The sequence below is a fragment of the Ureibacillus sp. FSL E2-3493 genome (genome assembly GCF_038077515.1).
In the GTDB taxonomy this organism is placed as follows: Bacteria; Bacillota; Bacilli; order Bacillales_A; family Planococcaceae; genus Ureibacillus; species Ureibacillus halotolerans.
In genome coordinates, this window is the sequence record NZ_JBBOPK010000001.1 from 2,496,817 (window position 1) to 2,509,656 (window position 12,840).

Annotated in this window: 12 protein-coding genes; 2 read left to right on the forward strand and 10 right to left on the reverse strand. The window is 35.9% G+C overall.

Annotated elements, in window-relative coordinates:
- Positions 1-285 precede the first annotated feature (285 nt).
- Positions 286-507, forward strand: coding sequence for a DeoR family transcriptional regulator (locus MHH69_RS12780; RefSeq protein WP_121212652.1), 222 nt, complete (start codon positions 286-288; stop codon positions 505-507).
- Positions 508-668: 161 nt separating this feature from the next.
- Here MHH69_RS12780 and MHH69_RS12785 read toward each other — a convergent pair.
- The 4 genes from MHH69_RS12785 to MHH69_RS12800 form a co-directional block, all read right to left on the reverse strand.
- Positions 669-2,002, reverse strand: a protein-coding gene (locus MHH69_RS12785) for an IS3 family transposase (protein WP_341361629.1) whose coding sequence is annotated in 2 segments (ribosomal slippage) — positions 669-1,615 and positions 1,615-2,002 — 1,335 coding nt in all. Because the reading frame shifts where the segments join, the coding sequence is not laid out codon by codon here.
- Positions 2,003-2,239: 237 nt separating this feature from the next.
- On the reverse strand, positions 2,240-2,857 hold the full coding sequence (locus MHH69_RS12790) for a hypothetical protein (protein ID WP_122972949.1): 618 nt from the start codon (positions 2,855-2,857) through the stop codon (positions 2,240-2,242).
- A gap of 53 nt (positions 2,858-2,910) precedes the next feature.
- Complete coding sequence (locus MHH69_RS12795) at positions 2,911-3,639, reverse strand: pseudouridine synthase (RefSeq protein ID WP_122972950.1); 729 nt, start codon at positions 3,637-3,639, stop codon at positions 2,911-2,913.
- A 14-nt stretch (positions 3,640-3,653) separates the two neighbouring features.
- A complete protein-coding gene (locus tag MHH69_RS12800) occupies positions 3,654-5,264 on the reverse strand; it encodes a putative polysaccharide biosynthesis protein (protein ID WP_122972951.1) in 1,611 nt (536 codons plus the stop codon).
- 242 nt (positions 5,265-5,506) lie between these two features.
- Here MHH69_RS12800 and MHH69_RS12805 point away from each other — a divergent pair, with 242 nt between their 5' ends.
- Positions 5,507-6,763 carry an NAD(P)/FAD-dependent oxidoreductase gene (locus tag MHH69_RS12805; RefSeq protein WP_122972952.1) on the forward strand — a complete coding sequence of 419 codons (1,257 nt, stop codon included), beginning with the start codon at positions 5,507-5,509 and terminating at the stop codon, positions 6,761-6,763.
- A gap of 127 nt (positions 6,764-6,890) precedes the next feature.
- Here the strand turns inward: MHH69_RS12805 and MHH69_RS12810 are convergent, their stop codons facing one another.
- Genes MHH69_RS12810 through cobA form a run of 6 tightly spaced genes read right to left on the reverse strand, consistent with a single transcriptional unit; the run spans position 6,891 to position 12,810 of the window.
- On the reverse strand, positions 6,891-7,490 hold the full coding sequence (locus MHH69_RS12810) for an NAD(P)-binding protein (RefSeq protein WP_122972953.1): 600 nt from the start codon (positions 7,488-7,490) through the stop codon (positions 6,891-6,893).
- A 60-nt stretch (positions 7,491-7,550) separates the two neighbouring features.
- Complete coding sequence (gene cysI / locus MHH69_RS12815) at positions 7,551-9,272, reverse strand: assimilatory sulfite reductase (NADPH) hemoprotein subunit (protein WP_122972954.1); 1,722 nt, start codon at positions 9,270-9,272, stop codon at positions 7,551-7,553.
- Positions 9,273-9,285: 13 nt separating this feature from the next.
- Positions 9,286-11,103: an assimilatory sulfite reductase (NADPH) flavoprotein subunit gene (locus tag MHH69_RS12820; RefSeq protein WP_341362490.1), complete on the reverse strand. Its 1,818-nt coding sequence runs from the start codon at positions 11,101-11,103 to the stop codon at positions 9,286-9,288.
- Positions 11,104-11,126: 23 nt separating this feature from the next.
- Positions 11,127-11,273, reverse strand: coding sequence for a YezD family protein (locus MHH69_RS12825; protein ID WP_122972956.1), 147 nt, complete (start codon positions 11,271-11,273; stop codon positions 11,127-11,129).
- On the reverse strand, positions 11,266-12,024 hold the full coding sequence (locus tag MHH69_RS12830; protein WP_122972957.1) for a sirohydrochlorin chelatase: 759 nt from the start codon (positions 12,022-12,024) through the stop codon (positions 11,266-11,268). Before MHH69_RS12830 ends, MHH69_RS12825 begins: the two co-directional genes overlap by 8 nt.
- An 18-nt stretch (positions 12,025-12,042) precedes the next feature.
- Positions 12,043-12,810: a uroporphyrinogen-III C-methyltransferase gene (gene cobA / locus MHH69_RS12835; RefSeq protein ID WP_122972958.1), complete on the reverse strand. Its 768-nt coding sequence runs from the start codon at positions 12,808-12,810 to the stop codon at positions 12,043-12,045.
- Between the last annotated feature and the right edge of the window lie 30 nt (positions 12,811-12,840).

Below are 12,840 nucleotides of genomic sequence, written 5' to 3' on the forward strand. Positions count from 1 at the left end.
TACTCTTTCTATTATAAAGTACAAGCTTAATTGTCATATTCGACCGGTGTTTTTCGTATTATCATATTAAAGACTTCGTAAAATTTATAATAATTAACTGAGAATTATGGAAAAATTAATAGTTTACTGATATAATGGCGTTGTCATAGTAAATTACTTGACAAAAAAATATATAAAAAAGGGGATGTCTAAGGCAGAAATTTAATGAGCCAAAGTAGCCTCTGCACTTTTGTCGTCCGCTAGTCTTTTCCATGAGAATTAAGATCGAAGGAGTGGTTCATGATTATGAAACCAACTACTGACAGAATGCTTAATCGTATTAAAGACGTGTATATGTTCATCCTTGATAAAGGGACGGTATCTACACAGGATTTAGTCGAAGAGTTCAATATCACTCCTCGCACCATTCAAAGAGATTTGAATGTGTTAGCCTTTAATGATTTGGTCGAAAGTCCAAGTCGGGGTAAATGGACAACGACGAAGAAAAAAGTAAAATTGACATCTTAGATACAATGCAACAAAAAACCTCCATTTTATGAGGAAAGTTTGCTTAAAACATACATTCAGCTTAGCGAACAATTGTTGCTAGACTTCGTATTATAGATAAAGAAAAAAGAATGACCTGTCTAAAGTGTACCCTTTGTAAAGGACATTTTTAAAAAAGGCTTTTAAGCAACTTGAAGAAGATGGTGACTGTATTGTGCAGGCGTCATCTTTTTTAAGTTCCATTGACCTCGGTAATGATTGTAATAAGTCATATAACTCTTAATCTCTCTTTTTACTTCTTCTAATGTTTCACACGATTTAAAGTCTGTTTCATCTTTAAAATGACCAAAAAACGATTCTTGTGGGGCATTATCCCAACAGTTTCCACGACGTGACATAGATTGCTCTAGTCCCATTTTCTTTACCATCTTTTGAAATTGGGGGCTGGTATAGTGGAACCCTTGATCAGAGTGAATGAATGCGCCATCGGCCAATTTTATCCCATTCTTTTTCAACATCTTTAATGTATTTAATGCAATATCTAGTGTAATTTTATCCGATGTCTCATATGCTAAAATTTCATTGGTTTCGGCATCTTTTATAGCGGATAAGTAGGCACGTTTTCCTTTTCCATAACTCAAATATGTAATGTCTGTTAATAATACTTTTCTAGCGATTCCTTGCTTAAATTTACGGTTTAATAGATTTGGTAAAGTTCTATGTTCTTTCGTTGCTTTGGCCATTCTTCGATATGGATTTGCTTTTCGAATGGGGCAGATGATTTGAAACTTTTTCATGATACGACGAATTCGCTTTAGGTTATATGTAATTTGATACTGATTTTCTAACGTCATTTTAATTTGACGTGCACCTTTCTTACGACCACGGAAATTGAACGCTTTTAAAATGATTTCTTTGACTGTCTCATCTGCCTGATCACTAGCTTGTCTACTAAGTTGTGCTTCTTCTGAAAAATAACGATAGTAGCCCGATCGAGAGACTCCAACTAATTTACAAAGGTAGCTTACCATTCTTTTTAAGCGGTGTTTTTCTATCACATACTGGATCAACTGAAATTTTTGTTCCGCTGTTAATTTCTCTTTTTCTTTATCAACAACCTTTCTGCTAAATCGATCTTTTTTAGTAGTTCATTTTCTGCACGTAATAATGCATTTTGCGCCTCTAACCTTGCGTACTTTTCTTCTATACTTAATTCTCGCTCAAGTGGACGTCCTGAAGAGTGTTTACGTGTATCCACAAGCCCAGCTACACCATTCTTTTGATAAGCAGCACGCCATCGCTCTAAAGCAGACTTTGCACGTTTTTTACCTACGATATCAATATCAAATCCTGCATCTTCAAAAATTTGAAGTGGAAATTTCCCTTCCTCATATTCTTTAATGGCTCTTGCTTTAAATTCATCTGTATATGTTATTGCTTTTTCACTCACTGCTTTTACATAAGGATGTTTCTTGAGTAATTTCTGTTCTTGATCTGTAAATAACTTTTTCGACATGTTCTTCCGCTCCATCAACCATTTATTTTATTTCATTATAAATAAAAGTACCCTATAAGAGAGACCTTTTTTCAAGTGTCTTTCTTATAGGGTACATTTTAGTCGTCGGGGTCATTCTTTTTTTCATCGTTATATTTTTTAATAAATCTCTGTGAATAGTAGATACTAACTTGATACCTTTTCTATTTGATTCTTTCATTTGTTTCGTACTGTAAAAATATTTTCCAAGAAAGTATTTTAAAGAATATCCATTGCAATTTTTGACCAGTTTTCTAGTCTTTCATAAAACGGATTAAGTTTTAATTTTTCAATTGGAAAGAATTGACCTTGTAATTGGTCTGTCTCACGAACTTCAATCACTGTATTTTCATGAACTTCAATAACAACTAAAACACAAAGATGAACCCGACCAACTTCATCCTCATCATCATTAATTAAACCGATTACTTTTAGCTCAGGTTGTTCATTAGTTGTCATGATAAGTTCTTCTTCAAGTTCTCGATTCAAGTTTTCCATTAAAACTTCTTCGAAAGTTTCTAGCTCTTCAAGAGCATTCATATGACCACCAACACCGATTGACAGTTTGTTATGAAGTCGTGTTTCACCGGCACCTTGTAAACGTTCGTAAACAAATATTTCATTACCCCGTTTAATTACTGCATAAGGTATAGGTTGTTTAAAGCTTTCGTCTTCCTCAGCATCCCCACGTCTCATTGTAGTGTAAGTAGCATTGATGTTAGAAACGATTTCTTCTACTAACTTTTTATCTTGAAGAGTTCCTTGAAACGCTAACTCCTCGTTATTGAATAGTTGAGCACGTGGTGCCACAATAATAATTTCATCCATTTTCCCCATTAATTCATTACCTCATTATCTATTCATAGTAAAGATAAACTACGATTTTAATTTTATAATTGCTCTACTTTAGATGAATGGATTAATGTTTCCAATTCATTTTCCGTTAATTCACGATATTCCCCTAGCTTTAATTGTTCATCAAGCATTAAACTACCCATTGATAACCTTTTTAAATACGTTACTTTTTTTCCAACGGATTCAAACATTCTTTTTACTTGATGGAATTTTCCTTCTTGGATGGTTAATTCAATTTCTGACTTCTCACCAGAAGAAAGGATAACAAGTTTTCCAGGCTTTGTAACATAGCCATCATCTAATTCCACACCTTGCTGGAACGCCACGACATCTTCTTCTGTGACAACACCTTCAATTTTCGCATAATAAGTTTTCTGGACATGCTTTTTCGGTGATAGTAAATTATGTGCCAATTGTCCATCGTTTGTAATTAAAAGCAATCCTTCAGTATCCTTATCTAAACGTCCTACTGGGAATGGCTTAAAATGACGAGCAAAAGGATCTAATAAATCAATTACTGTTTTTTCAGCAACATCTTCAGTAGCTGAAATGACCCCTGGAGGTTTATGCATCATAATATAAATGAATTCAGTGTATTGAACCCTTTCTCCATATACACTGACGTCTTGGTTATCTGGATCCACATGCATGGACGCATCCTTTACCGTTACACCATCCACCGTTACACCCTTTTGTTTCAACAGTTGTTTCACTTCTTTTCGTGTACCAAAACCCATATTGGATAATAATTTATCTAATCGCAAAAGTGAGACTCCTCCTACTTAAATCCAAGTTTGTTGCCTAATTTCGTAAATCGTTCTCCTAAAAGTTTTTGTGCAAGTCCTAATCGGAAGGAGGCATACCCATAAATAACAACTCCTACTCCAACACAAATAAGTAAATAAAGGGCTGTAATCCCTTTATTAGTCGGTTCTGCAATGAAGTAAAGTAGTTTATTTGTAGCAATGACTGCAACGGACATGACAAACGTTAAAATAGCGATTAACAATATTCGTCTAAATACAACTTTCGAACGATAATGTAACACTTTATGGATAACAGTGATATTAATGAAAATCGTTACGATATATCCAATTGCAGTAGCTAGTATCGCTCCATCTACTTCCATCGCTTTAATAAGCGGCGTGTTCAACATAAGTTTAATTAACATACCTGTTAATAAACTAAAAATAATCCACTTTTGATAATCGATTCCTTGTAAAATTGCAGCTGTCACAGAGAACAGTGCAAAAAGAATGGCTAATGGTGCATAATGAGCTAAAACTTCTGCTCCCATTTCGCTTTGCTCATACAGTACATGGTATATATCGGGGGCTAATATAGCAATTCCAAAACTAGCCGGTACGGTAATGAACAATAATATTTGATAGGTTTTATCCATCGAATTATGAAGAACGCCATATTCCTCTAGGGTGAAATATTTAGTAATTGTAGGTATTAAAGCCATTGAAAAACCTGTCGCAAGCATCACTGGAATGATGACAATTTTTTGCGTTGTGAAATTCAACATAGTTAAATACGTATCTGTCACCTTAGCCAAACCAATGGAAATCATAGCACTGTTAAAGGTTAACATATCGATTAATTGAAATAAGGAGTTGGACATCCCTACAAATACAATTGGGATCGAATATTGAATAATTTCCTTGTAAATGTCTTTATAAGAAAGTTCCCCTGAAGACACATTATTGAGTAATAGCGTATCCATTTCGGGTTTTAATTTTTTCCAATAGAAATATAAAACGACTAATCCACCAAGGGCACCAACAAAGGCTGCAAATACGGCAAACTTAATAGCTGTTTCTGTTTTACCGTCTAATAGTACGACGACAATAAATGAACCTCCAAGTAAAACAATAATCCGCACAATTTGCTCAACTAATTGGGATACGGAAGTAGGCATGTAATGATTATATCCTTGGAAAAATCCTCGAATTAAACTCATAATCGGAACAGCAAGTAATGCGTAACTAACCCATCGAATCACCGATGCAATTTGTTCAACTGAATAAATTTGTTCGTCATCTTCAATGACAATATTCGCTATCGGGTTTGCCAATAAATTTAATAAAATAAATGACACAACACCTGTTATGAGCATGACAGAAAATCCGGATTTAAAAAGTCTTCTACCTGCTTCATAATCCCCAATTGCATTATATTTGGAAACAAATTTTGAAACTGCTATGGGCAGACCTGAAATCGCAATAGAAAGCATAATGTTGTATGGTATATAGGCATATTGGTATAATCCAACATTTTCTTCGCCGACAATGGAATAGAACGGGAAAACATAAACTAAACCAAGGACTTTCGATAAAAACAGGCCTATCGTTAAAATCGCAGTACCTTTCATTAATGAAGACATAAAAACATTCCAATCTTTATGAAATTAATAAGAATAAAATATGTATATCTTTGAAAAATAAAAGTCGACTGAATTAGTCGACGATTTCAAACAAATATTGTTTCGAAAACGAATCTACATGTTAGTTTACATGTGAAAGTCGATTAACTCAAATAGTTTCTCCATAATTATGTATAATGTGGAGAGTAAGCAATTGGAATTCACAAAAAACTAACAATTAAATTCAGAAAGTGAGACGAACTATGTTAGATGTAATCGTAATTGGCGGCGGTCCATCGGGATTGATGGCAGCAATCGCAGCTGGTGAACAACATAAAAAAGTATTGTTAATTGAAAAAGGAAATAAACTTGGGAAAAAACTTGCGATCTCAGGCGGAGGACGATGTAATGTTACAAATCGTTTGTCCGTAGATGAAATTATACAACATATTCCCGGAAACGGTCGTTTTTTATATAGTCCTTTTACCGTTTATAATAATGAAAATATTATTGAATTTTTTGAAGGACTAGGTGTTCATTTAAAAGAAGAGGATCACGGTCGCATGTTCCCTGTATCAAACCGCGCTCAAGATGTGGTAGATGCCCTTGTTAATGAACTAAAACGACTTCACGTTGAAATTCGACTTCAAACAGCGGTCAGTAAATTATTAATGGATGATGAAAAAATTTTAGGTGTTCGTTTAACAGATGGAACTGAAATTTTATCAAAGTCGGTCGTAGTAGCTGTCGGTGGTAAAGCCGTTCCTCAAACCGGTTCTACTGGAGATGGCTATCCTTGGGCAGAACGAGCTGGTCATACCGTTACCGAACTGTATCCTACTGAAGTTCCTGTAAAATCCAACGAGCCTTTTATTCAATCTAGACAGCTGCAAGGTTTAGCTTTACGGGATGTTGCTGTTTCCGTTTTAAATAAAAAGGGGAAACCTATTGTCACTCACCAAATGGATATGCTCTTTACCCACTTTGGTGTGAGCGGACCTGCTATTTTACGTTGTAGTCAATTTATCGTCAAAGAACGTAAAAAGAACGGCAATGCCCCCGTGAAACTACGAATTCAAACGTTAACTGATTATAACGAAGAAACATGTTTACAATATTTGAATAAGCTTTCAAAGGAAGATCCAAAAAAGGCTGTAAAAAATAGTTGGAAATCCATTGCACCTGAAAGATGGTTATTATTTTTAATGGAACGGGTTGGTATAGATCCATCTAAAACAGCAGCGGAAATAACTCAAGAAAAAATACGGGAGTTAGCCCGTGAGCTTGTTAGTTTTACAATGGATGTTCACGGTACGTTGCCATTGGAAAAAGCATTTGTCACTGGCGGCGGCGTTTCAGTAAAGGAAATTGAGCCGAAAACAATGGCATCGAAAATGAAAAAAGGACTATTTTTCTGTGGTGAAATTTTAGATATTCACGGTTACACAGGTGGATACAACATTACAAGTGCCCTCGTCACTGGAAGAATCGCTGGTATGAGTGCAGGCTCTTTAGAATAAAAAGCAAAAAGTACAATCCAGTTTTTATACTGAATTGTACTTTATTTTTCGTGAGGAACTTCTTAGGCACCTATACAAAGGTTACTCTCCTTCACGAAAATTATTAGTCGAACTATTATAACCACCTTTACGATAAATTTTTCAGAAATAGTTCCCGTTCCACTTCATTTTTACGGAAACGATCTTGCAATAACTCACCTAATAAAAATAGTCTTCTTTTTTCATCTAATACAGTCGTTTTAATTTTCTTTCTTGCCTTTTGAAGGAAAATTAAATAGTCATCATAGCTATCGTCTAGAAAACTCATGATATCGCGCTTCATTTGTTTAGCTAAAAGAGGGCTAGCTCCTTCTGTTGAAATCGCAATTTTTAACATTCCCCGTTCCAAGAACGCCATATTATAAAAGTTACTATCTTCAGAAGAATCTACGACATTAATAAGTTGATTGTTCAGGCAACTATTTTTCACTTCCTTATTTACATAAGGATCATTTGTTGCTGCTATGACTAAAAAGGCATCTTTTGTATCCCCTTCTTGATAGGAACGGTTTACCCATTCAATTTCTCCATTTACTGCATATGTATATAACGCATCTGTTAACGTTGGACTAATGACGACTATATTCGCTTTTTGCTGCAATAGCTTTTCTGTTTTATGAGTCGCTACTTTCCCACCGCCAATAATTACTACTCGTTTATATTCTAAATTCACCATGATTGGATACATATTATGCCCCCTTTTTAGAAAGGATAGGTCGCCGCCAATAGCGGAACCTATCCTTCATCGTTAAGCTTGATTATGGAAATGACGACCGTCCGTTACAGCTTCCACATATCCTGCACGAATAACGAAATCACCAAAATGCTCTCCTGTTAATCGCTCTTTTGCATAATGTTCAATTATAGGACGAAGAGTTGCTAAAATTTCCTCTTCCCCAATATTTTCTTTATACATTTTATTTAAGCGGGTACCTGTATGGCTAGCACCTAAATAAAGGTTATATTTCCCTGGACCTTTCCCGATGAAACCAATTTCACCCATTGCCGCTCGAGAACAGCCATTCGGACAACCAGACATACGAATCGTAATATCTTGTTCTCGCAAGCCGTTTTCATCTAAAATTGTTTCAATTTTTTCAATTAAAGATGGTAAGTAACGTTCCGCCTCAGCCATCGCTAAACCACAAGTTGGTAAAGCCACACAAGCAATGGAATTACGTCGTAATGCTGAGTAGTGTTCACTATCTGTTAAATGATATTTTTCAATAATTTCATCGATTGCCTTTTTAGCTCGTGGCCCAACATTTGCAATGACAACATTTTGATTTCCAGTAAAACGAAACTCCCCTTTATGAATTTGGGCGATTTCACGTAATGCTGTTTTTAATGGATAATGTTCAAAATCTTTCACACGACCGTTTTGGATAAATAGAGTAAAATGATATTTTCCATCTTCCCCTTTAATCCAACCAAAGCGATCGCCTGTATGCTCAAAAGTATATGGTCTTTCTTCTTCAAACTCATATCCTAATCGTTTCTCGATTTCTTTTTTTACATTTTCTAAACCTAATCGGTCAACAGTATATTTAAATCGAGCGTTTTTACGAACGGAACGATTTCCATAATCCCGTTGTACTGTCATAATTTTTTCACATGCATCGACAACTTTATCTTTTGGAATATAACCGATTAGACGGCTTAATTGTGGATACGTTGCTGTATCCCCATGGGTCATTCCCATACCACCGCCAATTGCGACATTAAAGCCGACTAACTCATCATTTTCCACTACGGCAATTAAACCGATATCTTGTGAAAAAACATCTACATCATTTGCCGGTGGAATGGCAATCGCAATTTTAAATTTACGAGGTAAGTAAAGTGCCCCATAAATCGGTTCTTGCTCTTCCTGTGTATCAACAATTTTTTCTTTATCTAACCATATTTCATAATATGCATTAGAACGTGGTAATAAGTGTTCACTAATTTTCGAAGATAATTCAAAAATTTCTTGATGCAATTTAGATTGATAAGGATTTGCATTACACATCACATTGCGGTTAACATCCCCACAAGCAGCATACGTATCAAATAAAACACTATTTAGTTCTTGCATATGTTTTTTCATATTCCATTTTAAAATGCCGTGGAATTGAACTGTTTGACGAGTTGTAATTTTAAAGGATTGATTGCCATAACGATCCGACAGCTCATCTAATTTTAGCCATTGGGTCGGTGTTGCAACACCACCTGGCATGCGAACACGAACCATAAATTGATAAGCCGGTTCAAGTTTTTGTCGTTCTCGCTCTTGACGAACGTCCCGGTCATCTTGTAAATAACTTCCATGGAATTTCATTAAACGGTTATCCCAATCGGAAATTCCAGCACTTAGCTCATCTTCCATTGATTCAGCCAATGTACCGCGTAAATAATTACTTTCAGCTTTTATTTCTTCCACATCACTTGGTTTACCTTCTTGAGGCGGTAATACTATTTTTTCTACCATACGTACTTCCCCCTTAGTATACATCCCGTTGATAACGTTTTTCTTTTCGCAAATTGTCTAAATACGCTTTTGCTTCTTCTTCTGTTTTATTTCCCTGTTCCGCAATGATATGTAGCAATGTATTATGAACGTCAACAGCCATTGAATCTTTATCTCCACATACGTAGAAAACTGCTCCTTGCTCTAACCATTCATAAATTTCAGCAGCATGTTTTTGCATTTTATGTTGCACATATACTTTTTCAGCTTTGTCACGAGAGAAGGCAACATCAAGTTTCGTTAATACGCCTGATTTTAACCAGCTTTGCCATTCTGTTTGATATAAAAAGTCTGTCATAAAATGCTGATCTCCAAAGAACAACCAATTTTTCCCTTCAGCTCCCCGCTCTTCCCTTTCTTGAATAAAGGAACGGAACGGTGCAACCCCTGTGCCAGGACCAACCATAATAATCGGCGTATCATCAGAAGGCAATTTAAAGTTCGGATTATGTTGAACATAAACACGTACTTTGTCTCCGATTTCTAAACGATCCGCAACTTGTGTTGAACAAACACCTAGTCGTTGTCGTCCATCTACTTCATAGCGTACTGTACCAATTGTGACATGGACTTCATCTGGGTAAGCAGCTAAGCTACTTGAAATGGAGTATTGTCTTGCAGGTATTTTTCTTAATAGGTTCACAAAACTTTGTTCATCCCAACTAAATGGACCGAATGATTCAACAACATCTAATAAGTCACGGCCATGGGTGTATTGTTTAAATAACTCTCGATCAGCAAGTAATGCATGGAATTTTTCGTTTACTGTATAGTCCCCAATTTTTTGCATCACTGGCTTCGACAACACGGTAATTTCAAAAATATCCATTAACGCTTCTTTTAATGAAATAGTTTTGTCGTCTACCGTTACTTTCGTATCTCGATTAAAGTTTAATGCAGTAATGAGTGAATCGACTAAGTTTTCATTATTAGTTGGGAAAATAGCTAAACTATCGCCAGGTTCAAAGGTAATACCCGAATTTTCTAAGGATATTTCTAAATGAATCGTCTCTTTGTTTGATCCACGACCATTTAAATTAATTTTCTCTAAAATTTCTGCCGTATATGGGTTTTTACGCGAGTATTCAGTAGTTGTCGCTAGAACTGTTGGTGCAGCCTCTTGAACCGTAACTTCGCTTACTTCACCTTCTTGCAATTTTTCTTTTACTGCATCAAACCATTTTGCTGCCGGCTCATCATAATCTAAGTCACAATCAACCCGATCAACAAATCGTTTAGCACCAAGTTTTTCTAACTGTTCATCGAAATCTTTCCCTGTTTTGCAGAAAAATTCATAGGAACTATCCCCTAATGACAAAACAGCAAATTTCACATGATCCAATTTGGGTGCCCGTTTTCCAAATAGGAAATTATAGAACATGATGGCATTATCAGGTGGCTCTCCTTCACCATGAGTACTCGCAACGATAAGTAAGTGGTCAACCTTTTTCAAAGCGTTTGTTTTAAAGTCACTCATGGAAGAAACATTCACTTCAAATCCAGCTTGTTTTAATTGTTCTCCAAATTTTTTAGATAACCCTCCTGCATTACCTGTTTGCGATGCATAGAGAATTGTAATATGTTTCTTCACGTTAGCAGGTGTAGATATAACAGCATTATTTGATACTGGTTGATTTCCTTCAGTTGAAACTTCACCAGCTTGCACTGAAACTGCTGCACTTAAATATCCAGTTAACCATATTTTTTGATTGTGTGTTAAATTAGCTAAAACTTCATTTAATTGCTTTACTTGTTGTTCGGTAAAAGGGCTATTAGTTACTTCTAACTTCACTTACGACACACCTCTTCACTTGATTATTTTAATCTGATTTTTTCATTTTTTTCGATTTGAACAATTGTATTGTCTTGAACGATTAAAGTTATGGAACCGTAGTTCATTGTAGCGAGCATTTTTTTTATATTTTCAATTGCCTGCTCAACATTCGCCTGTTTTTTATCCATTCGAGACACTCTCCCCATATGAATATAATGTTTCTTCTACGCGCTCTATTAATACTTGACGAACATTTTCGTCATACCCTAAACAGTCACAAAGCACAACTTGATTCTCTAAAAATCCTTGTTGAGCTATTTTCTTTTGAATCCCTATTTTTAATAAGCCCGTAAATAAAAGATATGGAACGATATATACCGGATTATTCCGTTCCTTTTTTAATTGCTCTAATGCCTTTTCAAAGGAAGGACCGTTGCCATATAAAAAACAAATATCTACCTTTGAGTAGTGATACCGGCTTTGAAGGTGATTGGCAATTTGTTGAAGATCTATTTGTACACTTGGATCACTACTTCCGCGTCCAATGAGTAAAATATCAATCTCATCATGTTGCTCAACACCCTTTTCCAACACTCTCTCATGTAGACTTTCAATTAACTTTTCATGTATTCCAAAGGGTCTACCAAAGGTAAAGGTAACATCGGGATAAAGTTCTTTTGCTTTATTCATTTCAAGGGGGATATCTTGTTTGGCATGATTAGCAGTTAACAGTAGGATTGGAACGACAGCAATATTTGTTGCTCCTTTAGCAACACATGCTGCAACTCCCTCTACAATCGAAGGGGCAGCTAATTCTAGAAAACAAATTTCTTGGATAGCAACATTAATTTTTGGTTTTACAGTTTCAATAAATTCAATTGCTTCATCAACACCAGCTTTTACCCGGCTTCCATGGGCAACATATAACACTGCTTGCATAATGATCCCCCCTCCTTGTTAACTCGATATTTCTTGTAATTGTTTTGATTGTTCAAACCAGGCGATTTTATCGTGCATTTTTACAACTTCTCCAACGATAATCATGCTAGGATTTTGGATTTCTTCTTTTTCCGCAATTTCTACGATTGACTCCAATGTTCCCGTTATCGTTTTTTGATGTTCCGTCGTACCCCAATGTATTAATGCGACAGGAGTTTGTGGATTACGTTTGTACTTCATTAACTGCTCTGTAATATATGGCAAATTGCCAACTCCCATATAAATCGCAAGGGTATCGACTGATTCTGCCAACCCCTTCCACTGGATAGAATCATCCTTTCCTTCCCGCATATGACCAGTCACAATGGCAAAACTAGAACCTAAATCACGATGAGTAACAGGAATTCCAGCGTATGCAGGTGCGGCAACACCTGAAGTAATTCCTGGTACGATTTCAAAAGGAATACCTGCTTCCACTAACACTTCCGCCTCTTCAGCACCTCGACCAAATACGAAAGGATCCCCACCTTTTAAACGGGTTACCACTTTCCCTTTACTAGCATATTGAACGAGTAATTTATGAATTCGTTCTTGGATAACACCATGTAATTTAGGTAACTTACCAACGAAAATTAGTTCTGCATTTGGTTTTGCGTATTCCAACAGTTCTTTATTCACTAGACGGTCGTAAAGAATAACATCGGCTTGTTGAATACATTTCAACCCTTTTACTGTAATTAAATCGACACTTCCTGGTCCCGCTCCAACAATATATACTTTCCCCATTACGAACCCCCCTCATGAAAACACTTTTCC